Here is a 24203-nt window from a genome sequence, read left to right as displayed (position 1 = left end):
AGGCATGACAACCAACGACCAGACCATTCTCGTCATCGGCGGCACCGGTAAGACCGGGCGGCGGGTCGCCGACCGGCTCACCGCGCGGGCCGTCCCGGTGCGGATCGGCTCGCGCACCGGCACGCCGCGGTTCGACTGGGGCGACCCTGCGACCTGGGCGCCCGCGTTCGAAGGCGTGCGGGCCGCGTACGTCACCTACTACCCGGACCTCGCCGTGCCCGGCAGCCCGGCGGTGCTCGCCGCCCTGGCCCGGGTCGCGGCGGCGGCCGGTGTCGAGCACCTCGTGCTGCTCTCCGGGCGCGGCGAGGAGGAGGCGCAGGCCAGCGAGGAGGCGTTCGCGGCGGCGGTTGCCGGCACCGGGAGCGCGTGGACCGTGGTGCGGGCTAGCTGGTTCATGCAGAACTTCAGCGAGGCGTTCATGGCCGACGGCGTGCGCTCCGGCACCCTGGTGCTGCCGGCCGGCGACGTGCCCGAGCCGTTCGTCGACTGCGACGACATCGCCGACGTGGCGGTGGCCGCGCTGACGGGCTCGGCGCCGTCGGGTCGCGTCTACGAGGTGACCGGGCCGCGGGCGCTGACTTTCGCCGAGGCCGCCGCGGAGATCTCGAAGGCCGGCGGCCGCGAGGTCACCTTCGTTCCCGTCCCGGTGCCGGCCTACGCCGAGGAGCTACGCGGCTACGGCCTGGCGGACGACGAGGTCGCGCTGATCACCTACCTGTTCGGCGAGGTGCTCGACGGCCGTAACGTGCACACCACGGACGGCGTCCGGGCAGCCCTGGGCCGGGAACCACGCGACTTCGCCGACTACGCCCGCGACACCGCCGCGACCGGCGCCTGGTCCTAGAGCAGACGCGGGCTGACCAGACGGGTGGCCTCCATCGACACGTGCGCCGAGACGATCCGCCAGCCTTCCGGCAGCCGTACCCACGTCTGGGTCTGTCGCCCGACCGCCGGGTCGCCCGGGTAGCCGAAGAACGTTGTCACCACGGCCGTGTCCGGGCCGAAGGCGGTGATCCGCGTGTCGTGCAGGGTGCGGCCGGGTGGCAGTGGGGGCTGGGCCCGCCGCCACGTCCGCTGTTCGGCGGCGCCGACCTGGTGGTCGGCGACGCCGAAGCGGACGACGGCGGCGGAGTCCCAGAAGAAGTCCACGACGGCGTCCGGGTCGGCGCCGACCAGGGCGGCCTCGTAGGCGGCGAAGGCGACGGCGACCTCCGCCACGATGTCGGGACGGTCGATCTCCATGCCGGGTCAGACCTTCGCCGCGACCGGTTCCGGTGCTTCCGCCGGCTCCGCCACGACGACGGGTTCCGGGCGGCGGCCGAGGGCGACCAGGGCGCAGACCCCGGCCACGAACAGGTAGCCCAGCGCCACCTGGCCGTTCGCGTTCCACTCGACCTTCTCGCCGTGGATCAGGCCCACGAACGACAGCAGCGACCCGGCGAGCGCGAACGCCGCCGCGTGCAGGAACCGCTTGTCGATAATGAAGGCCACGATCGCGCCGAGCACGAGACCGGCCAAGATCGCGCCCTGACCGAGCACCATCAGCCCGTGGTAGAAGACGCCGGCGCCCTGCAGCGCCGCGTCGCCCACCTGGAGCGCGGTCGTCCCCGCCGCGGCGAGCGCGTTGTCCATCTGCCCGGTCGCCCAGGCCGCGATGTTCGGCACGAGCGCCGCGACCACCGCCGGGGCGTGCGCCCTGGGCGAGGCCTGGAAGGCCTGCGCGCCGATCAGCAGTCCGATGTAGAGCAGGATGGGCACGATCGCCGGTGTCGGGAAGACGGCGCCCAGCAACCCGAACAGCCCGAAGAAGCAGAGCAGCGCGATCACCACGCCGGTGGCCATCGAGTAGCCGGTGCGGCCGCCGGCCGCCTTCCAGCCCGGGTGCCCGACGTAGACGGCCGGCGGGAACGGCGAGCCGAGCGCCGAACCGACGATGGCGCCGAACCCGTCGGCCAGCAGCACGCTGCGCAGGTTGTAGTTGTCGCCCGCCGTGGCCGCCGACTCCACGTTGGTCATCGCCTCCGTGAAGTTGTAGACGCCCAGCGGGATCGCGGTCGCCAGCAGCGGCGCCATGTCGCCGAGCCCGTCGAGCAGCAGCCCGAGACGCAGGTCCGGCACCGCGATCGCGATGTCGCGGGCCGCCGCCGAGACGTCCGGCACCGACATGAAGCCGCCGATCCAGCCGATCGCCGTGCCGAGCAGCAGGGCGGCCAGGCCGATCGGGATGTTGCCGGGCAGCTTCACGTCGGTGAGCAGGCCGACCAGCAGCAGGGCCAGCACGGGCAGCGCGATCCAGGCCGCCGCCCACATCTGTGCCGCGGGGTTCATCGAGATGAAGGTGACCGAGATGCCGGCCAGGGTGCCGAGCAGGGCCGCCCGGGGCGTCCATTTCCGGATGTACGGGCCGACGAACGCGCCGATCAGCACGATGACGCCGATGATGAACGCCCACGCCAGCCCGGCCTGCCAGGCCCGCACCGGGTCCTGGGTACGCAGGTAGATCGGCAGCATGATCACGAAGATCACGATGAACATGTGCGGCACGCTCGGCCCGTACGGCAGCGCGGTCACGTCGGTGCGGTTCTCCCGCCGGGCCAGCCGGCGCGCGAGGTACGTGTAGTAGACGTTGCCGAATACCAGCGCGATGCCCAGCGCGGGCAGGATCGTGCCGAAGACGACGCCGGAGGCCAGGTGCACGACGCCGAGGCAGAGGCCGGTCAGCGTGAGGACGTTGACCAGCACGTTGACGCCGAAGCCGAAGAACGCGTTGGTGTCGCCCCGGACCCACCACGGGATCCGGAGGGCCGTCGGTTGGCTCATGAGATCTCCTCGAGGTGCCGGGCGGGGAGTGCGGCGAGGAACTCGGTGGAGGTGGCGACCCAGCCGAAGATGCCGCCCTGCGCGGCGATCATCTCCAGGCCGACGCGCTGGAAGTCAGGGAAGTACGAGCCGACGCAGTCGGCCAGCACCAGGCATTCGAAGCCGCGGTCGTTGGCCTCGCGCACGGTCGTGTGCACGCAGACCTCGGTGGTGACGCCGGCGACGACGAGGCTGCGTACGCCGGTCAACAGCTCGGCGAGCTCCGTCGCGTAGAAGGCGCCCTTGCCGGGCTTGTCGACGACCGGCTCGCCGGGCAGGGGAGCGAGCTCGTCGACGATGTCGTGCCCGTACTCGCCGCGCACCAGGATCCGGCCGTTCGGCCCGGGATCACCGATCCGCAGGTCGGGCGCGCCGCGCAGGAGCTTTGCCGGCGGGCAGTCGGACAGGTCGGGCAGGTGGCCCTCCCGGGTGTGGATGATCCGCAGCCCGGCCGCGCGGCACCCGGCCAGCAGCGCGGCGGTGGGGGCGATCACCCGGCGGAGCTGGCCGACGTCGTTGCCGAGCGTCTCGCCGAAGCCACCGGGTTCGAGGAAGTCGCGCTGCATGTCGATGACGAGCAGCGCCGTCGTGTCGGGGTCGAAGGGGAACGGCGCAGGGCGCGCGGGGACTGTGGCCATGTCGACGTCCTTAGTGGATGGTCGCGGCGATGACGTCGGTGCTGGCGGCCACGCACCCGAACACGCCGCCCTGCATGGTGACCATGTGCAGCGCCGCGGCGTGGTTGCCGGCGTCGGTGGCGCCCGTGCAGTCCGACAGGATCAGGCACTCGTAACCACGGTCGTTGGCCTCGCGCATGGTGGTGTGCACGCACACGTCGGTGGTGATGCCGGTCAGGATCAAATGCGTGATGCCGTGCGTACGCAGGACGAGGTCGAGGTTGGTGGCATAGAACGCGCCCTTGCCAGGCTTGTCGACCACGACCTCGCCGGCGACCGGCGCGACCTCGGGCACGATCTCCCAACCGGGCTCGCCGCGCACGAGGATCCGGCCGCACGGCCCAGCGGCACCGATCTCGGCGCCGATCTGCCGCGACCGCCAGCGTTTGTTGGCGGGCAGGTCGGTCAGGGCGGGGTCGTGCCCCTCCCGGGTGTGCACCACGAGCATGCCGAGCGCGCGCACGTGGGCGAGCAGCGCGGCGGTGGCCGGCAGCCCGGCGCGGGTGAGCGAGATGTCGTAGCCCATGCTGTCGACGTAGCCGCCCGGCCCGCAGAAGTCGGTCTGCCAGTCGATGCAGAGCAGGGCCGTGCGGTCGACGGGCACGTCACCGTCGTACGGCCAGGGGTAGGGCTCGGCCTTGACCGGCCCGATGCGTGCCATGGGTCCTCCCGGTGGATCAGGCGAGCGCGGCGGCGAACCGCAGCAGGGTGACGTCACTGCCGGCCGGGCCGATCAGCGACAGGCTGGCCGGGCGGCCGTCGGGGGTGAACCCGTTGGGCACCGCCACGACCGCGAGGTCCAGCAGGTTGGCGAAATGGGTGTAGCGGCCGAGCGCGGCGTTGCGCCCGATCGGGTCGGCGGCGACCTCGGCGTGCGTGACGGTGGTGCCGACGGTCGGCAGGACGAGCAGGTCGATCTCGCGCCAGCCCTGCTCCACGACGGCGGCGAGCTCCCGCAGCCGGTGCTGCGCGCGGAACGCGTCGACGGCCGAGTGCCTCCGCCCGGTCTCCAGCACGGTGCGGGTGACCGGCAGCACGCTGTCGGGCTTGGCATCCAGGAAGTCGCCGACCGCGGTCAGCCGCTCCGCGACCCAGGGACCCTCGTAGAGCAGGTCACCGGCGGCGAGGAACGGGCGCACGTCGACCGGCCGCGTCCGCGCGGCCAGCGCGGTCGCCCGCTGGCGGCCGCGGGCGAACGCCTCGGCCTGTCCCGGGTCGGCGTCGTCGAGCGGCGCGGCCGGCACACCCAGCCGCAGCGTCCCGGGCGCGCGGCGGGGCAGCGCCACCGACCTGCTCCACGGGTCGGTGAGCGACCGCGCGAGCGCCACCTCGAACACGGCGGCGGCACCGGCGACGTCGCCCGCGAAGACGGAGACGCAGTCGAGCGACCGGCACGCCGGCACGACGCCGGCCGCGCTGAGCAGCCCCCGCGTCGGCTTGAGGCCGACGATCCCGTTGAGCGCGGCCGGCACCCGGCCGGAGCCCGCCGTGTCCGTGCCCAGCGCGAACGAGACCGTGCGGGTCGCCACCGCGAGGGCCGACCCGGAGCTCGACCCGCCCGAGACCAGGCCGCCGCCGAAGACGCTCGAGCAGGCACCGTACGGGGATCGGGTCCCGGTCAGGCCGGTCGCGAACTGGTCCAGGTTGGTCTTGCCGACCAGCATCGCACCGGCGTCGAGCAGCCGGGTGACCACCTCGGCCGTCCGGTCGGGCCGGTAGGCGAAGTCCGGACAGCCGGCGGTGGTCGGCAGCCCGGCCACGTCGATGTTGTCCTTGACCGCGAACGGGACACCGTAGAGCTTTGGCCGGTCGCTCTTGGCTTCGAGCTCGGCCGCCCGTGCGCGGAAGTCGTCGGCCGGCACCAGGGTGATCCAACTGTGGTCGTCGGCGATCCGGCCGAGCACCTCGTCGACGACGTCCGCCGGCCGCAGCCCGCCGCTGTCGTACGCGGCGCGCAGCGCGGTGACGCGGAGATCGGGGACGGGCCGCCGAGGCATGCTGTCTATTGTCGACAGAATGATTTTCAGGTACTTCGCCGTGCCGTAACAGCGATGTTTCGGCGGCTACCCGAGGTAGGACCGGGCGCCGTGGCCGTCGAGGACCGCGAGCACCTCCGCCGGGTCGCCGCCGGCCACCGCGTCGAGCAGGCGGGCGTGCCGATCGACCCCGTCGGGCGCGTGCGCGGTCTCGGCCTCCCGCCGCAGGTTGACCGCCATGTAGAGCTGGATTTTCTCCAGCGTCGCCGCGTACGCCGCGGTCAGTTGCCGGTTGCCGCCCAGCGCGACGACCGCGACGTGGAACGCCCGGTGTGCCTCGGCGACCGACAGCCGGTCACCGGCGGTCGCGGCCTCCGCCATCGCGCGCAGCGCCTCGCGCAGGTCGGCGAGCCCGCCCGGAGTGGCCGGCAGCGCGGTGCGCACGACGTGCCGCTCCAGCACGTCCCGCAGGTCGTAGAGCTCACGGACGTCGCGCTCGGACAGCGTCGCCACCCGCACGCCCCGGCGTGGCACGTGCTCGACCAGCCCGCGCTGGGCCAGCAGCCGCAGCGCCTCCCGCAACGGCGCACGGCTGATCCCGTATCGCCGGGTGATCTGCTCCTCGACCAGCTTCTCGCCCGGCCCGGGCCGCCCGCTGAGGATCTCCCGGCTCAGCCGGGCGACAGTGAGGTCGACCAGGCTGGGCGCGGCGAGCGCGTCCGGTTCCACCGCGCTCCCTACCGTGGTCCCCGCTCGATCAACTCGCGTCCGCCGCGATCGCCGCCAGCAGTTCCGCACCGGACCGCATCCGGCCCGCGGCGTCGACCTGGCCGAGGCGCTCGTACTGGGCCGCGGCGGCCATCCGGTCGGCCACCTCGGCCCGGACGATCCGCAGGATCTCGTCGTCGTCCAGGTGGCGGCGGGTGGCCTCGGCAGCGCCCACGCCCACCACACCGAGCGGCTTCAGTGACGCCCGTGCCGACTCGGCCGGCACCGCCTCCGCGTTGTCGATCGCGGAGATCGCCGCCCGCAGCGCGCCCGCCGCTACCGCGTCTCGGGCCCGCAGGGCGTCACGGAGGGTACGGCGGAGCCGCTCGCGCAGCGCGGACGGTTCGGTGGTGGGCACGGCGGTAACGCTAAGCCACGGCGGCGCGGTGTGCCAGACGCGCTCTTCAGCGAACGGCCAGCTTCCGCCCACGTTTCGGTCAGCCTTTCCCGGCAGGCTGATTCCCGATGAGCGACAACGCCCGCCCGCGGCTGACCCGACGCCGGCTCCTCGCGGGCGGCGCCGGGCTGGCGGCGGTCGGTGCTGGCGGCTTCGCGGTCGGCCGGTCCGGCGTCGGCACGCCCGCCGACCCGCCGGCCGAGCCCGCACCCCTGCGCCAGTTCGTGAGCCGCCCCGACCTGGCCGTGCCGGTCGTCGAGGTGACCGCGACCGGCCCGACCGCGCCCGGCCTGGTCTTCCTCACCCCTGCGGCCGGGGTCGGCGGGCGCGGCCCGCTGCTGGTCGACGGCACCGGCCAGCCGGTCTGGTTCCACCAGGTCAGCGGGCCCGGCGTGATCGCGATCGACGCGCGGGTCCAACGCCTCGCCGGCCAACCGGTGATCACCTGGTGGGAGGGCACGATCGACCCCCGGTACGGGATCGGCGCGGGGGAGTTCGTGATCGTCGACCGGTCGTACCGGGAGCTTCGGCGCCTGCGCGCCCCCGGGCCGGTGCCCGCCGACCAGCACGACCTGATCCTCACCCCCGAGGGCACCGCGATCTTCTTCGCGTACGAGCCGGTCGCCGCCGACCTGTCCGCCCACGGCGGCCCGGCCGACGGGGCGCTGGTCGACGGGGTGCTCTACGAGGTCGACGTCGCCACGGGGGCGATCGTCTTCCAGTGGCGGGCGCGGGACCACGTCAGCCTGGACGAGTCCTACGCGACGCCCACGGGCCGCGTCCCGTACGACTACCTGCACGCCAACTCGGTCGAGGTGGACCGGGACGGCACGCTGCTCGTCTCGGCCCGGCACACCTGGACGATCTACAAGATCGACCGTCGCTCGGGCGCCGTCCGGTGGCGGCTCGGCGGCAAGCGGAGTGACATCCGGATGGGCCCGGACGCGGCCTTCGCGTGGCAGCACGACGCCCGCCGCCGGTCCGACGGCACCCTGGGCCTGTTCGACAACGAGGCCGGCATCACCAACCGCTCGAACGCCTCCCGCGGCCTGGTCCTCGACGTCGACGAGACCGCCCGCACGGCCCGGCTGGTCCGCGCCCTCCAACACCCGGACGCGCTGCTCGCCCCGAGCCAGGGTTCGGTGCAGGAGCTGCCGGGCCGGGGCTCGTTGGTCGGCTGGGGACAGCAACCCGCTTTCACCGAGTACGCCGCCGACGGCACCTTGGTCGCCCGCGGCAGCCTGCCGGCGGACAACGGCTCGTACCGGGCGTACAAGTTCGACTGGACCGGCACGCCCACCGACCGGCCGGCGGTGACCGCGGTCCACGGCGCGGCGCACGTGAGCTGGAACGGCGCCACCGCGGTGACCCGCTGGCAGGCCCGCGCGGGCCTTCAACCGGACCGTCTGACCAGCATTACCACGGCCACCCGCACCGGCTTCGAAACGACGGTCGCACTCCCGCCGACGGCGGTCTTCGTGGTGGTCGACGCCTTGGACCGCGCCGGCACGGTCGTCGGATCGTCCCCGCTGACCATCGTCCCGCAGGCCTAAACCCGCTCGCGCGGTGTCGGCAGGCGGGGGATGCTGTGCGGCGATGGGAGCGGCGAAGGTCGAGGTCGGCGACATCGTTCTGGCGCGGGTCGCGGGCACGACCTACCTGCACCTGGTCTCCGCCGTCAACGCGGCCGCAGGCCGCGTCCACGCTGAGGGCGCGGGCTCGACCGAGCCCGCGCCCTGGAGCGTTAACAAGGGGTCCCTTCATATCCGGAAAACGTTAAGAAGGGTCCCTTCCTTCGGGTGTTAGTTCTACGAAGGCGATCGACGGGTTCGGTAGGTCCACCGTCAGCTCGACCACGCCGCCCTCGGCCTCCACGATGGACACCGTCTCTGGCAGTGTGTCCTCCGCGGCCAGTGCGGCCCATTGCTCGTCGGACGGCCAGTCGCCGCCGTCCATCGACTGCCAGCGGGCCGCCACGTTGCCGTGGTCGGCGTCGATCCGCCACTGGCGCAGCTCGTAGCGGGTGCCGGTCAGGCCCTCGAAGCGGATCGTCACCGCGCGGTCCAGGGCCTTGTCGCCGTCGCGCTTCGCGTGGTCCAGCGTGCCGTTCCAGACCAGGGCGCCCACCCCGCCGGAAGCGTCGCGGGCGGTCCAGGTCTCGACCAGGCTGTCGGCACCGTCGCCCGACAGCCGAGCCGGGACCGCAGTGTCGCCGAGGCGTTGGGCCAGCCACAGCGCCCAGAACTTCGGTTTGGCCAGGTTGCCGACGGTCAGCAGCCCGAAACCACCGTGCAGGAAGCGGGGCGGGCGGCCCAGCTCCTCGAAGTGGTCCGAGGCCACCCACGGCGCCAGCGACTCGATCCGGCCCGCCGCCGAGCGCATGCCGCGCAGCAGGAACGTGGCCGCGAAGACCGTGTCGTTGATCTCGTTGCCGTGGGTCGCGGTGACGCCCCACTCGGTCCACCACAGCGGCCGGTCCGCGGTGATGGCCCGCAGGTCCAGCGGCGGGCTGCCGTAGATGTGCGTGGACACGAAGTCTACCGGCGCGTCGACCTCGAGCTGCCGGTCGACCCAACCGACCGCGGCCGTCGCCGGCCCGCCGACCCGCAGGCCCGGGTCGACGGACTTGACCGCGCGGGCGGCCAGCTCGTAGAGCCGCCAGTACTCGGCCGGCGTGCCCGACCAGAACACCGACAGGTTGGCCTCGTTCCACACCTCGAACGCCCAGTTGTCGCGCACCTCGTCGAGGCCGTAGCGGTCGACGAGGTGCCGCACCAGGGAAGCGACCAGGTCCGCCCAGCGGTCCCAGTCCTTCGGCGGCGAAATGATCCCGCGGTACGTGAAGACCGTGCGCGCCGGGTCGCTCGCCAGGTCCCGGGGCATGAAGCCCAGCTCGACGATCGGCCGCATCCCCAACGCCAGCACGGTGTCGTAGACCTGGTCGATCCCGGAGAAGTCGTACACCGGCGCACCATCGACCTCGCGGTAGACGCCGAGGTCGTCGTCCAGGATGCCGTGCGCCCGCACCGTCTCCACGCCGAGCTCGGAGTGCACCCGGGCCAGCGCGTCGCGCAGCTCGGCCCCGATCTCCCGGCCGCCGGTGCGGTCGGTGGACAGCAGATGGGACAGGTGCTCGGAGCCGACCATGAACCGCCACGGCCGTTCCAGCGGGCCGGCGTCGGAGGAGGCCTCGACCCGCAGCGCCAACGGCGCGACCTCCGAGTCCGGCCCGAGCGCCGCACCCCGCACCGGCGTGCACAAAGGACCCATCGCGGTCACGGTGGCCAGCGGCGCCACCGCATACCAGTACTCGCGCTCCGGCTCCACGGTCGTGTCCGCATACGGCCCGTGCGGCACGGCGAGGACGTCACCGCCGCCGTGGTCCACGACCGTGAACGGACCCGTGGACGCGGAGGCGCGATGCACGGCGTACCCGATGGCGCCCTCGACCGGTTCCCAGCTCAAGGTGACCTGGCCGCGGCCGGTGACCGCGGTGAGCCCCGCCGGCGCGGGCAGGTCGGCCGCGTCGGGCTCGCCGGGAGCGCGATCCTGCGCCCCGCCGCTGCCCATCATCGCGACCCACTGTGCCCGCGCCTGCGCGGCGATGTCGCCGACCGTCATGCGCCCGCACCACGCAGCTGCGGCAGGGCCTGGTCGGCCGGGATGTTGAACGTCTCCTGCCCGATCAGCGGCCGGATCCGCTGCTCGAACCGCTTGTCGACGAACGAGCGCCGGATCAGGTCGTTGGACAGCTCGTTGCCGAGCGCACCCATGATCATCGCCTGGTCCAGCGACAGGTAGCGCTTGGCGACCTTCCCACTGCCGACCGCGATCGCGTCGTAGAACCCGCCCGGACCGTACGCGTCGAAGTTGCGCTTGAGACCAGCCAGGTTCGAGACCACCGGACCCTTGGCGTACGGCAGGGCCAGGAACGCCGCGTGCGGTGTCACCACGCCGTCGCCGTAGTCGGGCGCCGGACCGGCCGGGCGGCAGTCACCGAAGCCGGCGTCGTACTTCGACTTCTCCACGTCCGACGGATAGCCGTCGGTGTCCATGCCCATCGCGTCCACGCCCCAGACCGCGTAGCCGCCGCTCGGGTCGCTGGCGGGGGAGAAGCCCCAGTAGCCGTACCCGGCGTCGTTCATGCCGTGCTCGATCTGGCCGGCCACCGTCGCGCGGTGGTTGCGGCCCCAGCTGTTCGGCGCCCAGCGCTCCTCGGGGACGAACAGGTCCGGCATCAGCGCCTCGAACATGTCGCCGCCCCAGCTCGGCACGAACCGGATGCCGCGATACTCGTACGCGCCCTCGTACACGGGCACGCCCTGGTAGGTGGTGTTGAAGCCGACCGGCTGCATCTCGTGCCAGTTCCAGTCGCAGGTGGCCGGCAGCGTGCGCATGGTGTTGTAGTACGCCTCGGCCGGGATCTGGCCCGCGCCGATGCCGAGGTACGTGGCGATCCGCGGCTCGGTCACCGTGATGTCGTAGTGGTTGCAGGTGAACCAGACACCGTCCCGCTGCTGTGAACAACCGGGCGGCGCCTCGTCCCAGCAGCCACCCGCGATCAGCCCGCTCGCACCGAACGGCGTCGTGGCGGCCGGGTTGTAGTAGAACCCGAAGTCCATCTTGGACAAAATCGAGTCCGCCTTGCCGCGAAGCTCCGGCACCGCACCCTTGGCCACGCGTAGCGACGCCGCGAGCCAGCCGTTGTCCACGCTGGACATGAACGGGTAGACCGTGTTGCCGTCCTCGGGCCACACCCGCACGACGGAGCCGTCCTTGGGGTCGTACCAGTTGTAGTACATGCCCGACGGCTCGTGGTGGTCGAGCCGAGCGAGGGTGTCCAACGTCTTCGAGATCCGGTCCCGGGCTTCCTTGCGCGAGATGAAGCCCAGCTCGCGGGCCACCACCGCCGACCACATGTAACCGCCGATGTTGGTCGGCGAGGTATAGGCCGACGGCGTCTTCAGGTCACCGTTGATGTTGTCGGCGACCAGCCCGGTGCGGGGGTCGGTCATGGCGACCAACGACCGCCAGGTGTCCTTCGCATAGGCGGTCAGCGTGCGGTCAGCGCCGCGAGCGTCAGGTGCGGCAATAGCGGCTGAGCCGCTCACCAACACCAGCGCCAGCGCGACGATCGGGGCGAGGATGCGTCGCATGAGTCTCCTTACTTGAGTCCGGTGGTCGCGATACCGCGCATGAAGTGCCGCTGGAGGAGCAGGAACACGATGAGCACCGGCACGACGACCACCACGGCGCCGGCCAGCAGCAGGCCGAAGTCGGTGCGGTTCTGCCCGATGCTGTAGAGCGCCAGGGCGACCGGCAGCGTGTACTTGTCCTCCGTGCTGGCGACCACGAGGGGCCAGAGGAAGTTGTTCCAGGACGCGAGGAACGTGAGGATCCCGAGCGTGGCGAGCGCCGGCCGGCACAGCGGCAGCACGACCCGGAAGAAGATCCGGAACTCGCCGGCGCCGTCGACCCGGGCGGCCTCGATCAGGTCGTCGGGGATCGACTGGAGGAACTGGCGCATCAGGAACACGCCGAACGGGCCGACCAGGAACGGCAGGATCAGGCCGGCGTACGAGTTGGTCAGGCCCATGTTGCTGACCAGCACGAACTGCGGCACGAAGGTCACCATGCCGGGCACCATCAGCATGCCGAGCACGGCCAGGAACAGCACCTTCTTGCCGGGGTAGCGCAGCTTGGCCAGCGCGTAGCCGACCAGCGAGCAGAACAGCAGGTTGCCCAGCGTCACCGCGACGGCGACGAAGGCCGAGTTGAAGAAGAACAGCGGGAAGTCGAGCCGGGAGAACAGGTCGCGGAAGTTGTCCAGCGTCCAGTGCTCCGGCAGCCAGGTCGGCGGCACGGAGCGGATCTCGCCCTCGGGCTTGAGCGACGAGAGCGCCATCCACACGAACGGTCCGACGACCACGACCAGCCCGACGGTCAGGATCGCGTAGAGCACCGCCTTGGCGACCCGGTCCCGCTGCCGCACCTGGGCGCTCATTTGCGGTCTCCCAGGAAGCGGAACTGGATGACCGACAGCGCGACGATCGCCACGAAGAGCACGTACGACGCCGCGGCCGCGTAGCCGTAGTTGCCGAAGCCGAACTGGTTGTAGATGTGGTACGACACCGACAGCGTCGACGAGAGCGGGCCGCCCTGCGTCATCACGAACGGCTCCTCGAAGAACTGGAGATAGCCGATGCCGGTGACCACGCCACCGAACAGCAGGGTCGGGCGCAGCAGGGGCAGCGTGACGTTGCGGAACTGCTGCCACCGGGTCGCGCCGTCGAGGGTCGCCGCCTCGTAGAGGTCGCCCGGGATGGCCTGCAGGCCGGCCAGGAAGATCACCATGAGGAAGCCGAAGTTGCGCCAGGCGGCCATCAGGATCAGCGAGGGCAGCGCCAGCTTGGTGTCGAACAGCCAGGCCGGACCGTCGATGCCGACCACCCGCAGCAGGTTGTTGACCAGGCCGACCTCGGGGTCGAGCAGGAACCGCCAGACCACCGCGACGGCCACGATGCTGGTCACCACCGGCAGGTAGAAGCCGACCCGGAACAGCGCCCGGAAGCGCAGCAGGCCCGAGTTGAGCGCCGTCGCGGCGGCCAGCGCGAGCACGATGGTCAGCGGCACGCCGATCACCACGAACACCAGCGTGTTGACCGAGGACCGCAGGAACAGGTCGTCGGAGAACAGCCGCGTGTAGTTGTCGAGGCCCACGAAGTTGACCGCGAACGGGTTGCGCAGGTCGGTCGAGCGCAGGTCGGTGAAGCTCATGACCAGCGAGACGACCACCGGCACGGCCATGAAGACCAGGAACAGCACGGTGTACGGCGCGGAGAAGGCCCAGCCGGTCAGCGCCCGCCGCAGGCGCTGGCGCCGCCGGATCGACCCGGTCGGCCGGTCGGGAGTGGTCCCGACCGACCCTGCCGGCGCCGTCGCCGCGGGGGCGCTGGTCATCTCAGGCCCCGGTTCCGATGGCGGAGGCCTTCTGCTGGATCGCCTTGGCCGTCGTGGCCGCGTCAGCCTGGTTCTTGCACAGCTTCTCGACCTCGAGGTCGAACGCGGCCGCGACCTGCTCCCAGGTGGAGATGGCCGGCGGCGCCTTGGCGTCCTCGAGCTGCTTGCCGAACACCGCCAGGTACGGGTCGCCGGACAGCGTGCTGTCGTCCCACGCGGACTGCACCGACGGCAGGTCCTTCACCGTCTGGTACCACTTGACCTGCACCTCGGGCTTGCTCAGCCACTGCACGAACTTCCAGCCCGCGTCCCGGTTCTTGGCGTCCTTGAACACCGCCAGGTTGCTGCCGCCGATGAACGAGGTGGCCGACTTCTTCATCGGCATCTGCGCGATCCCGAACTTGTCGCTGAAGGCCGCGCCGCCCTTCTCCTCCAGGATCCCGATGTGCCACGGGCCGGAGATGAACGCGCCGATCTTGCCGCTGACGAAGTCCGGCTCCAGCGCGCCCTCGGGCAGGTCCGCGTTGGACAGGCCCTCCTTGAAGAAGGACTGGTAGTACTCGAGCGCCTCGGTCATCTCCGGGGTGTCGAAGGAGAAGTTGTCGCCGTTGCTCACCTCGGCGCCGTTGGACCAGCCGAACGGCATGATCGACTGCCAGGTGCCGGTCTTCGCGCCCTGCAGGTGGAAGCCCTCGCGGACGCCGGCCGCCTTCATCTTGGTGGCCATGGCCTTGAGGTCGTCCCAGGTCTTGGGGCCGTCCGGGAAGCCGGCCGCCGCGGCCAGGTCCTTGCGGTAGTAGATGCCGCGGGTCTCGACGTACCACGGCACGCCGTACGAGGTGTCGTCGACGACCGTGGTGTCCCAGGCGCCGGGGAAGAAGTCGTCCTTCTTGATCAGATCCGGCGGGGTCGGGTCGAGCGCGCTGGTCTTGGCGAACTCGCCCTGCCAGGTCGTGCCGATCATCGACACGTCCGGTGTCTGCTTCGCCGCGATCGCGCTGGCGATCTTCTGGTGCGCCGCGTCCCACGGCACCGCGGTGACGGTCACCTTCGCGTCCGGGTTCTCGGTCGTGAACGCCTTGGCGAACTCGCCGAGCTTCTCGCCCTCGGTGCCCATCGCCCAGACGGTGATCTCGCCACTGGCCTTGCCGTCGGCGACGGACTTGGCCTCGTCCTGCCCGCCGCCCGAGTCGCGACCGCAACCGGTCAGCGCCATCGAGGCAGCCAACGCGACCGCCGCCACGGCCGCGAACCTGCTCCTTCTCATGCCGTACCTCCGAGGGGATTCGGTGTTTCCACGGGGTGTGACCCGCAGCTGCGTCGCACGACGAGCTGCGTGGGAAGGACCCGGCGCCGGGGTGTGGCGCGTTCCGGGCCCGCTGTACGTTCGGCGATGCGCCCGTCGAGCCAGCGCGCCGCGGTGGCGCCCAGCTCCCGCATCGGTTGCGAGACGGTGGTGAGGCCGGCGAACCGGGCGGCGAGCACGTCGTCCCATCCGGTCACGGCCAGGTCGTGGGGCACGGAGCGGCCGGCGGCCTCGGCGGCCAGGTGCACACCGAGGGCGACCTCGTCGTTGGCGCAGACCACGGCGTCCGGCGGGTCGGCCATCAGCTCGGCGCCGATCCGTTCGCCGGCCTCGACGTCGTAGGAGCACGGCCGGCAGTCCGGCCGGGGCAGGCCGTGCGCGCGCATGGTCTTCGCGAGGCCTGCGTACCGGCCGGCCATGTCGGGCGCGGCCTCGGGGTCGCCGACGAAGACGATCCGCCGGTGCCCGTGTGCCAGCAGGTGGGCGGCGAGCTCGGCGGCCGTGCGCTCGTTGCGGGTGCGGATCGTGTCGACGCCGTCGACCGGCGGGCGGGCCAGCAGCACCAGCGGGACGCCGGTGGCGGCGATCGACCGCACGGTGTCGTCGCCGACGGTGTTGCCCATGACGGCCAGGCCGTCGACCCGGCCCGCCAGGTCGAGCACCGCGGCCTCCGCGTCGCGCCGGCCGTGCGTGGCCAGGATCAGCACGCTGCGCCCGAGCTCGGAGGCGGCCTCCTCGTAGCCGAGCACGACCTCGGCGTAGTAGGGGCCGGTCAGGTCGGGGAAGACGATCCCGTTGGCGGCGTGCCGCCCTTCGGCCAGCGACCGGCCGAGCTGGTTGGGGGTGTAGCTGAGCGCTTCGACCGCGGCGCGGACCCGGGCGCGGGTCGACTCGGTGACGAGATCCGAGTCCCGCAGGGCGCGCGAGACGGTGGCGATCGACACGCCGGCGTGCCGGGCCACTTCGTAGATCGTCGCCGTCTTCGGCTTTGAAAGCGCTTTCATTTCCACGGCGCCGAAGCTACCCGTCCTTAACGAGCTTGAAACTTCGCGTTCGCCATTTGCAGCTATCGACAAATCGGACTAGCCACAGTGGATCTAGAATCCATCGTGGATGGTGGATCAGCCGAAGTGGAAGCCTGCCACCACAGCCCGATGGTCCGTCGCGGGCGTATGCACCACTGTGGACATCGTCGCCACGAGTCCGCGGTAGAAGATCTGGTCCGGCCGGATCACCGGCAGCGAGGCCGGCCAGGTGGCGCCCGGGCCGCGCCCGGCGTCGGCCTGCGCGTCGCGCACGTGGTCGCGCAGCGGTGCCATCACGCGGTCGGTGATGGCGGTGTTCAGGTCGCCGGCGACCACCAGCCGCTCGGCCGGGTCGGCGGCCACCGTGTCGGCCAGCGCGCGCAGGGAGCGGTCGCGGGTGGCGGTGACACCGGGCCGGGCCGAGCCGAGGTGCACGGCGTACACGGCGACCTCGCCCTCGGGCGTGTCGACGACGGCGCGCAGGGCGCGCTCCCAGCCCAGCGCGGTGTCGACGGGCGCGTAGTCGACGATCGGGTAGCGGCTCCACAGCTCCACGGTGGACACCCGCACGTGGTGCGTGTAGTGCGCGGCCATCGTCTCCGCCGTCGAGTCGCGCAGGCCCTCGGCCACCTCGACCAGCGCGACCACGTCGGCGTCGGTGGCCACCACCGCGCCCGCGGTGGCGGCCGGGTCGGGGTTGGCGGCGTTGACGTTCTGGCTGGCCACCCGGAGCTGGGTGGCGCCGGGGTCACCCTTGGGCAACCAGGCCCGGCCGAACAGCAGGCCCCAGACCAGCAGTGGCACCAGCACCGCGACGACGGCCAGCTTGGTGCGGGCCACCACCGCGCCGAGGATCAGCACCGGCACGGCCAGCAGCAACAGCGGCGCGGCGGTGTCGAGCACGCTGCCGAAGCCGGCGACGTTGGGCACCGACCGGTGGAAGGCGAGGCCGGCCGTCACGACGATCGCGAGCAGCACCATGAGCGCGGTGACGAGGCGTCGTGGCAGCGAGAGCACCGCATGACGTTAGCGGGTGTTGTCACGGCGCGTCAGCGCTATCGCGCCCGTGTCGTCACAGCGAGTGCGCGCTCGGAGGTTAGGTTGACCTGGTCAGAAGATAGGCTAACCTAACCTCGTGTCCAAGGGGGAACTTCGCGGCGCCGGTCTCGACCTCGCCTACCACGGCGCTCCGGTCGTGCACGGCGCGTCGATCACGCTGCGTCCAGGTCAGGTCACCGCACTCGTGGGGCCGAACGGCAGCGGCAAGTCGACGGTGCTGCGCGCGCTGGCTCGACTGCACAAACCGGTCAACGGCGACGTGCTGCTCGGTGACGCGTCCGCGCTGGCGCTGTCCCCGCGCGACTTCGCCCGGCAGGTCACGCTGCTCGCGCAGAGCCGACCGGTGCCGGCCGGCGTCAGCGTCCACGACGTGGTCGGCTACGGCCGCCACCCGTACCGGGGCCGCTGGAAGGCCGACGACCCGGACGGTCCCCGGGCGGTCGCCTGGGCGATGGAGGTCACCGGCGTGACCGCGATGGCCGACCGCGCGGTGGACGAGCTCTCCGGCGGCGAGCGCCAGCGGGTCTGGCTGGCCACCTGCCTGGCCCAGGACACCGGTGTGCTGCTGCTCGACGAGCCGACCACGTTCCTCGACCTGCGCTACCAGGTGGAGATCCTCGACCTGACCCGCGACCTCGCCGACGAGCACGGCGTCGCGGTCGGCGTGGTGCTGCACGACCTCGACCAGGCGGCGGCCGTCGCCGACCAGGTCGTGCTGCTCTCCCAGGGCCGCGTGGTCGCCGCCGGCGAGCCCCGCGACGTGTTCACCGAGGCGGCCCTGACCGACACCTACGGCATCCCGGTCGAGGTCCTCGTCGACCCCGAGACCGGCCACCTCTCCACCCGACCCGTCGGCCGGCACCATCGCCGGTCGCGTACCCCTGAAAGAGAATCCGTATGAAGCGAATCCCCCTGCTCGCCGTCGCCGCGGTCGCGGCCCTGGCGATCGGCGCCTGCGGCACCACGGAGGAGGCCGGTGCGCCCACGCCCGCCGCGTCGTCCGACGCCGCCACCGGACCGGTGACCGTCAAGGACGGCCGGGGCAAGGAGATCACTCTGCCGAAGCCGGCGACCCGGGTGGTCAGCCTCGAGTGGGGCGAGACCGAGATCCTGGCCAGCCTCGGCGTGATGCCGGTCGGCAGCGCCGACAACAAGGGGTACGCCACCTGGGTCACCTCGGCGCCGCTGGACGCCTCGGTCAAGGACGTCGGCACCCGCGGCGAGCCCAGCGTCGACTCGGTCGTCGCGCTGCAGCCCGACCTGGTGGTCATGGAGGCCGAGCGGGGCGCGCCGATCGTGGCGCAGCTCGAGAAGTACGTGCCGGTGCTGGTGACCGTCGGCAGTGACGCGAAGCGCAACCTCGACCGGCTGCGCGAGGACGTCACGATGATCGCGACCGCGGTCGGCAAGAAGACCGAGGGCGAGAAGCTGATGTCCGACCTCGACGCCCGCATCGCGTCGGCGAAGACCGAGCTCGCCGCGGCCGCCGGTGGCAAGCAGTTCGCGATGGCCGACGGCTGGAAGGAAGGCAGCACCGTCTCCATCCGGATGTTCGGCAAGGGCGCGCTGGTCTCCGACCTGGGCACCGCGATCGGCCTGGAGAACGCCTGGACCGCCGCGGGCGACCCGCAGTGGGGCCTCGGCCAGACCGACGTCGAGGGCGTCAAGGCGCTCGACGGCAAGGACGTGCGCTTCTTCTACAACGCCTCGGACGGCGTCGACGTCTTCGCCGACGGCCTCAAGGGCAACGCGATCTGGGACAACCTCTCGTTCGTCAAGGCCGACAAGGTGACCAAGCTGCCCAACGGCATCTGGACCTTCGGCGGCCCGAAGTCCTGCACGCAGTGGATCGACGCGGTCGTCGCGGCGTACAAGGGCTGATGAGCGTATCCACAGTGGAGTCGGCGGCCCCACCGGCCGCCGGCCTCCCCGTTCCGCGGCGCGGCCGGGTGGCGGTGGCGTTCGCCGTCGCCGGCGCCCTGGCCGTGCTGTTCGCGGCCGTCCACCTCACCCAGGGGACCTCGTCGGTCGGCGCGACGGACCTGTTGCGCCTGCTGTTCGGCGGCGACGACGCGGCCACGACCCAGGTGCTGGTCGCCTCCCGGCTGCCCCGGCTGCTGGCCGCGCTCGTGGTCGGCATCGCCCTCGGCGTGGGCGGCGCGGGCCTCCAGTCGCTGGCCCGCAACGCCCTCGCCTCGCCGGACACCCTCGCGGTCAACGCCGGCGCCTACCTCGCGGTGGTCGCCGTGTCCGCGTTCGGCGTCAGCCTCGGCGTGCTGCCCTCGGGCGGTCTCGCGTTCCTCGGCGGCCTGCTCGCGTCGGGCCTCGTGCTCGCGCTCTCCTCCGGCGGCCGGGCCGGCCCGACCCGGCTGATCCTCGCCGGCACGGCGGTCGCGCTCGCGCTGGGCTCGCTGACCACGGTGCTCCTGCTGCTCTTCGAGCAGAACACCATCGGCCTGTACGCGTGGGGCAACGGCTCCCTGGTGCAGAGCGACCTGACCGCGGTCACCCGGCTCAGCCCGGTCATCGCCCTGGCGGTGGTCGGCCTGCTGCTCGCCGCCCGCCGGCTCGACATCCTGGCCCTCGGCGACGACCCGGCCACCTCGCTCGGCGTCGACGTGCGGCGCACCCGGCTCGTCGTCGTGCTGCTGACCGTGCTGCTCTCGGCGGCCGCGGTCACCATGGTCGGCCCGGTCGGCTTCGTCGGCCTGTGCGCGCCGGTGATCGTGCGGCTGCTCGCCCGCACCGTGCCGGGCGTGCTGCGGCACAAGGTGCTGCTGCCGCTGTCCGGCATCGTCGGCATGCTCGTCGTGGTCGGCTCGGACGTGCTGCTGCGGGCCATCGTCGGCGCGCAGGCCGGCGTCGAGGTGCCGACCGGCGTGGTCACCTCGCTGTTCGGCGCCGCGCTGCTGATCTGGCTCGCGCGCCGCCACCGGGACGCCGGCAACACGCCACAGGGGACCTCCGGGCGCCTGCGTACCGGGGGCGCGTTCCTCGTGGTGCTCGCGGTCTCCGCTCTGCTGGTTCTCGGCGCCCTGGTGGCCGGCATGCTCTTCGGCGACACCTGGGTGCTGCTCGGCGACGTGGTCAACTGGCTCTCCGACAAGACCGGGCCGGCGTACACGTTCGTGCTCGACCAGCGGTATCCGCGGGTGTTCGCGGCGCTGCTGGCCGGTGCGGCCCTCGCCGTGGCCGGCACGGTGGTCCAGGCCGTCTGCCGCAACCCCCTGGCCGAGCCGGGCCTGCTCGGCATCTCCGCCGGCGCCGGCGTCGGCGCGGTCACGCTGATCTCGTTCGCCCCGCTCGCCGGCGTCTGGGTGATGTCGAGCGTGGCCGGCCTGGGCGCGCTGCTGGCGTTCGCGATCGTCTACGGGCTGTCGTGGCGCGGCGGGCTCAGCTCCGATCGCCTCGTCCTGGTCGGGATCGGCATGCAGACCGGGCTGTTCGCGGTGATCACGATGATCATCATCGCCACCGACCCGTGGAACACCGGCAAGGCGCTGACCTGGCTGTCCGGGTCCACCTACGGCCGCACCGCCGGCCAGGTGGTGCCGGTGCTGGTGGCGCTGCTGATCGCGGTGCCGCTGCTCGCGTACGCCCGGCGCGACCTGGACCTGCTCGCCCTCGACGAGGACACGCCGCGGGTGCTCGGGGTGCGGCTGGAACGCACCCGGATGATCGCCCTGGTCGCCGCCGCCCTGCTGACCTCGACCGCCGTGTCGGCCGTCGGCGTGGTCGGCTTCGTCGGCCTGGTCGCACCGCACGCCGCCCGGGCGCTGGTCGGCGGCCGGCACGCCCGGGTGCTCCCGGTGGCCGCCCTCCTCGGCGCCCTGATGGTCAGCGCCGCCGACACCATCGGCCGGACCGTCATCGCGCCGGCGCAGATCCCGGCCGGTCTGATCACCGCCCTGATCGGCACCCCGTACTTCATCTGGCTGTTGTGGCGGTCCCGTACCGCGTCTGGAGGCGCTTCATGACCCCCTCGTGGCGGTTCTTCCCGGTGACGGTCGGCGCGGTGCGGCGGCTGAGCCCGTCGTTCATCCGGGTCACCTTCGTCGGCGACTGTCTGAAATCGTTCGCCGACAACGGTTACGACCAGCGGATCAAGCTGTGCCTGCCGGTCCCCGCGCACGGCTTCGCGCACCTGCCGATGCACGAGGACTGGTGGTCTTCGTGGCGGGCCCTGCCTGACGATCGGCGGAACCCGATCCGGACCTACACGGCGGCTGCGGTCCGACCCGACCTGGCCGAGGTCGACGTGGACATGGTGCTGCACGGCGACGGCGGCCCGGCCTCCCAGTGGGCGCTGCTGGCCACGGTCGGCGACGAGCTGGTCCTGCTCGGCCCGAACGCCGAACACTCCGGCGACCACGGCGGCCTGGAGTTCCGCCCGCCGATCGGCGCCCGGCTGCTGATCGCCGGCGACGAGACCGCCGTGCCGGCCGTGGCGGCGATCCTGTCGCGCCTGCCCGCCGACGCCCGCGGTGACGTGGTGCTGGAGGTGCCCGCTCTCGGGGACGCGCTGGACCTGCCGGCGCCGACCGGCCTGCGGGTGCAGTGGGTGTGCCGGGACGGCGCGCACGACTACGGCGCCCGCCTGGTGGCGGCGGTGCAGCACGTGGTGGCCGGCAACCGCACGCCGGTGCCGGCCGGCGTGCGGGCGGTCGTCGACGAGCTCGACCCGGACGGCGACATCTGGGAGGTCCCGGAGGAGGGCGCGGTCGGCGACCGCTACGCGTGGCTGGCGGGGGAGTCGGCCGCCATCACCACCCTGCGCCGCCACCTGGTCAAGGAGCAGGGCTGGGACCGGAAGTCGGTGGCCTTCATGGGCTACTGGAAGAACGGCCGAGCCGAGTCCTGAAGGCGCCCCGCCGGCGCGGTCCCCCGTTCTCCCGCGCCGGCGGGCGTCTTCTAGGCGAGCGGTCCGAAGAACGTCCGCAGGTCCGCGGCCAGCTCCGCCGGAGCCTCCATCGCCGGGAAGTGCTTGCCGCGGGGGAACTCCGACCAGTGCGTCCCGGCCGGGGTCGGGATGATCCGCCGGACGGTCTCGTCGGTGCCGAAGACCGCGAAGCCCTGTGGCACCGACGCCGGGGGACCCCAGTCCATGGAGTGCGCCTGCTCGTAGAGCGTGTGCGCGGTTGTCATGCCGCTGCGGGTGAACCAGTAGAGCGACACGTTCGTCAGCAGCAGGTCGTCGTCGACGGGCAGGTCGGTCCACTCGTGGACCTTCTCGGCGATCCACGCGAGCAGCAGCAGGGGCGAGTCGACCAGGCCGTACCCGATCGTCTGTGGACGGCTGTTCTGGATCGCGAGGTAGCCCGAGCCTTCCCGGCGGAACGCGTCCATCCGCTCCAGGATGGTCTTGTCGACCGGGTCGGCGGCGTCGAGGCAGTCGGCCATGCCCGGCAGGAAGGTCGCGACGTTCGCGGCGGTCAGCGGGTCGGTCACCACGTGCGCGCCGATCACGCGGTCGCCGTCGAGCCCGGCGACCGTGCCCGAGACGCCGGCGCCGACGTCGCCGCCGTGCACCCCGTAGCGGTCGTAGCCCAGGCGGCGCATCAGCTCGACCCAGGCGGCGGCCGCGCGACCCATCGCCCAACCTGGGCCGGACAGCGGTGTCGAGTACGCGTAGCCCGGCAGGGACGGCGCGATCACGTGGAACGCCTGCGCGTCCGGCTGCTCCGGTGCGGTCAGCAGGTCGATCAGGTGCAGGAACTCCGCCACGGAGCTCGGGTAGCCGTGCGTGATCAGCAGCGGTATCGCGTCCGGCCGCGGCGAGCGCACCCGCAGGAAATGGATCCTTTGGCCGTCGATCTCGGTCGTGAACTGGGGGTACGCGTTGAGCCGGGCCTCCTGGGCGCGCCAGTCGAAGCCCGACTGCCAGTGCTCCGCCAGCGCGCGCAGGCGGGCGAGCGGCACGCCACGGCTCCAGCCCTCGCCCGGGGTCTCGTCGGGCCAGCGGGCGTGCCGGAGCCGGGCGTGCAGGTCGTCGAGCTCGTCCTGCGGGACCTCGATGCGGAACGGCTCGATGCGGTCAGCCATCGGCCCACTCTCCCCGGGCCTGGCCTCCTGGGGGAGGGGTTTCCATCCTGGTGGAAATACGCTGGTCAGAGCGATCCAGGTCCGTTTCCGCTTCGGTGCCGGCGCACCAGGGCGTCTCCGAGCCGGCTGCGGGTGTGGTGGACCGTGGTGCCCGAACGGCTGCTGGCGACGAGCCCGGCCTCCCGCAGCACGCCGATGTGGTGGCTCGTCGCGGGTGCCGAGATGCCCACCCGCTCCGCGAGCTGACCCGTGCCGCAGCCCTTGTGGATCGAGATCAGCACCGCGGCGCGGGTCTCACCCAGCAGCCGGGCCAACGCCTGATTGTCGCCCGCCTCGGCGGTGTGCCGCACGGGGTAGACGACGACCTGCGGGAGCGACCCGTCGTACACGGTGAGTGGGTGGGTCCGGCAGAAGTACGACGGGATCAGCCGCAGCCCGCGACCCTGAAGATGCACGTCGCGTGCCGACGGATGCGACGGCAGCTCCAGCACCGGGTAGCGCCACCGCATCAGCGGCTCATAGCTCGACAGCATCCCCTCGACGCCGCCGGTGTGGATCGCGGTCCGCCGGACGGCGAGGTCCCGGTCGACGGCCGCGGTGATCGTCTCGTGGATGCGGTCGACGGCGGCCTTGTAGTAGGCGCGGATCAGGTCGCCGCAGGCGGCCAGGTCGCTCGCCCGGCCGTCGCGGAACCGCTCGAGTTGGGCGCGCCCCGCGCGGTCGGGCTTCAGCTGGTCGATCTCCGCGGCGATGCGGCTGCGCGGCGTCGACAGCATGGCGTCGATGCCGGCCTCGAGCCCGAGCGCGCCCTCCAGGGGCGTGACGAGATCCGGAAAGTACGCCGCGTGGGGCACCAGCGGAAAGAGCTGGTGCCGGACGGCGGTGGCGAGCCCGCTGCCGCGTAGCTCGTGCGCGGTCTCCGACCGCCAGTGTGCAAGGTCGGCCTGCCCGTACCGGCCCTGCAGGGCCTGCAAGCTGTTGACCGTCTCCCACATGGGATCCGGCCCGTCGGCGAGCTGTGTCCGTGCCAGGTCGAGCCGCGTGAAATGGATGCGCATGATGGCCCCCCGTGAGTCGTCGCGCACCGTCCAGCCGTGTCCATCCTCCAAACCCGGACGACGGCTGTCCATATGC

At 72.4% G+C, this 24203-nt stretch carries 22 protein-coding genes; 6 read left to right on the top strand and 16 right to left on the bottom strand.

The annotated features are described in order from the left end of the window. Positions 1-4 precede the first annotated feature (4 nt). A complete protein-coding gene (locus CHC05_RS01630; RefSeq protein WP_089243855.1) occupies positions 5-844 on the top strand; it encodes an NmrA family NAD(P)-binding protein in 840 nt (279 codons plus the stop codon). Here CHC05_RS01630 and CHC05_RS01625 read toward each other — a convergent pair. From CHC05_RS01625 to CHC05_RS01595, 7 genes are all read right to left on the bottom strand, one after another. Beyond that, the gene (locus tag CHC05_RS01625) at positions 841-1242 is read right to left on the bottom strand and encodes an AtzH-like domain-containing protein (RefSeq protein ID WP_089243853.1); all 402 of its coding nucleotides are present in this window, start codon (positions 1240-1242) and stop codon (positions 841-843) included. The genes CHC05_RS01630 and CHC05_RS01625 overlap by 4 nt on opposite strands. A 6-nt stretch (positions 1243-1248) precedes the next feature. Then, complete coding sequence (locus CHC05_RS01620) at positions 1249-2820, bottom strand: regulator (protein ID WP_089243851.1); 1572 nt, start codon at positions 2818-2820, stop codon at positions 1249-1251. Further along, on the bottom strand, positions 2817-3497 hold the full coding sequence (locus CHC05_RS01615) for a cysteine hydrolase family protein (RefSeq protein WP_089243849.1): 681 nt from the start codon (positions 3495-3497) through the stop codon (positions 2817-2819). The genes CHC05_RS01620 and CHC05_RS01615 overlap by 4 nt, the downstream gene beginning before the upstream one ends. Before the next feature lie 10 nt (positions 3498-3507). After that, on the bottom strand, positions 3508-4197 hold the full coding sequence (biuH, locus tag CHC05_RS01610; RefSeq protein WP_089243847.1) for a biuret amidohydrolase: 690 nt from the start codon (positions 4195-4197) through the stop codon (positions 3508-3510). Positions 4198-4213: 16 nt separating this feature from the next. Next, complete coding sequence (gene atzF, locus CHC05_RS01605) at positions 4214-5533, bottom strand: allophanate hydrolase (protein ID WP_089243845.1); 1320 nt, start codon at positions 5531-5533, stop codon at positions 4214-4216. 66 nt (positions 5534-5599) lie between these two features. After that, positions 5600-6241 carry a GntR family transcriptional regulator gene (locus CHC05_RS01600; RefSeq protein WP_089243843.1) on the bottom strand — a complete coding sequence of 214 codons (642 nt, stop codon included), beginning with the start codon at positions 6239-6241 and terminating at the stop codon, positions 5600-5602. 28 nt (positions 6242-6269) lie between these two features. After that, positions 6270-6638 (bottom strand): hypothetical protein, encoded by a 369-nt coding sequence (locus CHC05_RS01595; RefSeq protein ID WP_218824383.1) that lies wholly within the window; start codon positions 6636-6638, stop codon positions 6270-6272. 107 nt (positions 6639-6745) lie between these two features. On the opposite strand from CHC05_RS01595, the gene CHC05_RS01590 reads away from it, so the two are divergent. Continuing rightward, on the top strand, positions 6746-8230 hold the full coding sequence (locus CHC05_RS01590) for an arylsulfotransferase family protein (RefSeq protein WP_089243841.1): 1485 nt from the start codon (positions 6746-6748) through the stop codon (positions 8228-8230). A gap of 223 nt (positions 8231-8453) precedes the next feature. Here the strand turns inward: CHC05_RS01590 and CHC05_RS01585 are convergent, their stop codons facing one another. The 7 genes from CHC05_RS01585 to CHC05_RS01555 all read right to left on the bottom strand — a co-directional run bounded on the left by CHC05_RS01585 (position 8454) and on the right by CHC05_RS01555 (position 16985). Beyond that, a complete protein-coding gene (locus CHC05_RS01585) occupies positions 8454-10298 on the bottom strand; it encodes a GH39 family glycosyl hydrolase (protein ID WP_089243839.1) in 1845 nt (614 codons plus the stop codon). Continuing rightward, positions 10295-11833, bottom strand: a complete 1539-nt coding sequence (locus tag CHC05_RS01580; protein ID WP_089243837.1) for a glucoamylase family protein — start codon at positions 11831-11833, stop codon at positions 10295-10297. The genes CHC05_RS01585 and CHC05_RS01580 overlap by 4 nt, the downstream gene beginning before the upstream one ends. Before the next feature lie 8 nt (positions 11834-11841). Further along, positions 11842-12681 carry a carbohydrate ABC transporter permease gene (locus CHC05_RS01575; RefSeq protein WP_089243835.1) on the bottom strand — a complete coding sequence of 280 codons (840 nt, stop codon included), beginning with the start codon at positions 12679-12681 and terminating at the stop codon, positions 11842-11844. After that, entirely contained in the window at positions 12678-13637 is a 960-nt protein-coding gene (locus CHC05_RS01570; RefSeq protein ID WP_089243833.1) for a carbohydrate ABC transporter permease, read from the bottom strand. Before CHC05_RS01570 ends, CHC05_RS01575 begins: the two co-directional genes overlap by 4 nt. Position 13638: 1 nt before the next feature. Further along, complete coding sequence (locus tag CHC05_RS01565; protein WP_089243831.1) at positions 13639-14904, bottom strand: sugar ABC transporter substrate-binding protein; 1266 nt, start codon at positions 14902-14904, stop codon at positions 13639-13641. Further along, entirely contained in the window at positions 14901-15947 is a 1047-nt protein-coding gene (locus CHC05_RS01560; RefSeq protein ID WP_089243829.1) for a LacI family DNA-binding transcriptional regulator, read from the bottom strand. Before CHC05_RS01560 ends, CHC05_RS01565 begins: the two co-directional genes overlap by 4 nt. Before the next feature lie 117 nt (positions 15948-16064). Then, entirely contained in the window at positions 16065-16985 is a 921-nt protein-coding gene (locus CHC05_RS01555) for an endonuclease/exonuclease/phosphatase family protein (RefSeq protein ID WP_245870610.1), read from the bottom strand. Between the two features lie 118 nt (positions 16986-17103). Here CHC05_RS01555 and CHC05_RS01550 point away from each other — a divergent pair, with 118 nt between their 5' ends. The 4 genes from CHC05_RS01550 to CHC05_RS01535 are packed head-to-tail and all read left to right on the top strand — an operon-like array spanning position 17104 to position 21888. Next, positions 17104-17928 (top strand): ABC transporter ATP-binding protein, encoded by an 825-nt coding sequence (locus CHC05_RS01550; protein ID WP_089243827.1) that lies wholly within the window; start codon positions 17104-17106, stop codon positions 17926-17928. Beyond that, positions 17925-18908 carry an ABC transporter substrate-binding protein gene (locus CHC05_RS01545; protein ID WP_179266008.1) on the top strand — a complete coding sequence of 328 codons (984 nt, stop codon included), beginning with the start codon at positions 17925-17927 and terminating at the stop codon, positions 18906-18908. The genes CHC05_RS01550 and CHC05_RS01545 overlap by 4 nt, the downstream gene beginning before the upstream one ends. Then, positions 18908-21004, top strand: coding sequence for an iron ABC transporter permease (locus tag CHC05_RS01540; protein ID WP_089243823.1), 2097 nt, complete (start codon positions 18908-18910; stop codon positions 21002-21004). The genes CHC05_RS01545 and CHC05_RS01540 overlap by 1 nt, the downstream gene beginning before the upstream one ends. Further along, complete coding sequence (locus CHC05_RS01535; RefSeq protein WP_089244672.1) at positions 21001-21888, top strand: siderophore-interacting protein; 888 nt, start codon at positions 21001-21003, stop codon at positions 21886-21888. Before CHC05_RS01540 ends, CHC05_RS01535 begins: the two co-directional genes overlap by 4 nt. Before the next feature lie 50 nt (positions 21889-21938). On the opposite strand, the gene CHC05_RS01530 is transcribed toward CHC05_RS01535, so the two are convergent. Together CHC05_RS01530 and CHC05_RS01525 are read right to left on the bottom strand one after the other, a co-directional pair. After that, entirely contained in the window at positions 21939-23069 is a 1131-nt protein-coding gene (locus CHC05_RS01530; RefSeq protein WP_089243821.1) for an epoxide hydrolase family protein, read from the bottom strand. Positions 23070-23134: 65 nt separating this feature from the next. Next, the gene (locus tag CHC05_RS01525) at positions 23135-24127 is read right to left on the bottom strand and encodes an ArsR/SmtB family transcription factor (RefSeq protein ID WP_179266007.1); all 993 of its coding nucleotides are present in this window, start codon (positions 24125-24127) and stop codon (positions 23135-23137) included. Between the last annotated feature and the right edge of the window lie 76 nt (positions 24128-24203).

The sequence above is a fragment of the Asanoa hainanensis genome, from assembly GCF_900188485.1.
GTDB lineage: Bacteria > Actinomycetota > Actinomycetes > Mycobacteriales > Micromonosporaceae > Asanoa > Asanoa hainanensis.
The sequence above is the reverse complement of the archived record's forward strand: the minus strand, read 5'-3'. Positions and strand labels throughout refer to the sequence as shown.

What these genes read in the sequence shown, in the direction of transcription:
- CHC05_RS01540 (WP_089243823.1), top strand. Translation starts at nt 18,908, where the DNA reads ATGAGCGTATCCACAGTGGAGTCGGCGGCCCCACCGGCCGCCGGCCTC.
- CHC05_RS01535 (WP_089244672.1), top strand. Translation starts at nt 21,001, where the DNA reads ATGACCCCCTCGTGGCGGTTCTTCCCGGTGACGGTCGGCGCGGTGCGG.
- CHC05_RS01570 (WP_089243833.1), bottom strand. Translation starts at nt 13,637, where the DNA reads ATGACCAGCGCCCCCGCGGCGACGGCGCCGGCAGGGTCGGTCGGGACC.
- CHC05_RS01560 (WP_089243829.1), bottom strand. Translation starts at nt 15,947, where the DNA reads ATGAAAGCGCTTTCAAAGCCGAAGACGGCGACGATCTACGAAGTGGCC.
- CHC05_RS01620 (WP_089243851.1), bottom strand. Translation starts at nt 2,820, where the DNA reads ATGAGCCAACCGACGGCCCTCCGGATCCCGTGGTGGGTCCGGGGCGAC.
- CHC05_RS01625 (WP_089243853.1), bottom strand. Translation starts at nt 1,242, where the DNA reads ATGGAGATCGACCGTCCCGACATCGTGGCGGAGGTCGCCGTCGCCTTC.
- CHC05_RS01525 (WP_179266007.1), bottom strand. Translation starts at nt 24,127, where the DNA reads ATGCGCATCCATTTCACGCGGCTCGACCTGGCACGGACACAGCTCGCC.
- CHC05_RS01545 (WP_179266008.1), top strand. Translation starts at nt 17,925, where the DNA reads ATGAAGCGAATCCCCCTGCTCGCCGTCGCCGCGGTCGCGGCCCTGGCG.
- CHC05_RS01590 (WP_089243841.1), top strand. Translation starts at nt 6,746, where the DNA reads ATGAGCGACAACGCCCGCCCGCGGCTGACCCGACGCCGGCTCCTCGCG.
- CHC05_RS01565 (WP_089243831.1), bottom strand. Translation starts at nt 14,904, where the DNA reads ATGAGAAGGAGCAGGTTCGCGGCCGTGGCGGCGGTCGCGTTGGCTGCC.
- CHC05_RS01575 (WP_089243835.1), bottom strand. Translation starts at nt 12,681, where the DNA reads ATGAGCGCCCAGGTGCGGCAGCGGGACCGGGTCGCCAAGGCGGTGCTC.
- CHC05_RS01530 (WP_089243821.1), bottom strand. Translation starts at nt 23,069, where the DNA reads ATGGCTGACCGCATCGAGCCGTTCCGCATCGAGGTCCCGCAGGACGAG.
- CHC05_RS01615 (WP_089243849.1), bottom strand. Translation starts at nt 3,497, where the DNA reads ATGGCCACAGTCCCCGCGCGCCCTGCGCCGTTCCCCTTCGACCCCGAC.
- atzF (WP_089243845.1), bottom strand. Translation starts at nt 5,533, where the DNA reads ATGCCTCGGCGGCCCGTCCCCGATCTCCGCGTCACCGCGCTGCGCGCC.
- CHC05_RS01630 (WP_089243855.1), top strand. Translation starts at nt 5, where the DNA reads ATGACAACCAACGACCAGACCATTCTCGTCATCGGCGGCACCGGTAAG.
- CHC05_RS01585 (WP_089243839.1), bottom strand. Translation starts at nt 10,298, where the DNA reads ATGACGGTCGGCGACATCGCCGCGCAGGCGCGGGCACAGTGGGTCGCG.
- CHC05_RS01580 (WP_089243837.1), bottom strand. Translation starts at nt 11,833, where the DNA reads ATGCGACGCATCCTCGCCCCGATCGTCGCGCTGGCGCTGGTGTTGGTG.
- biuH (WP_089243847.1), bottom strand. Translation starts at nt 4,197, where the DNA reads ATGGCACGCATCGGGCCGGTCAAGGCCGAGCCCTACCCCTGGCCGTAC.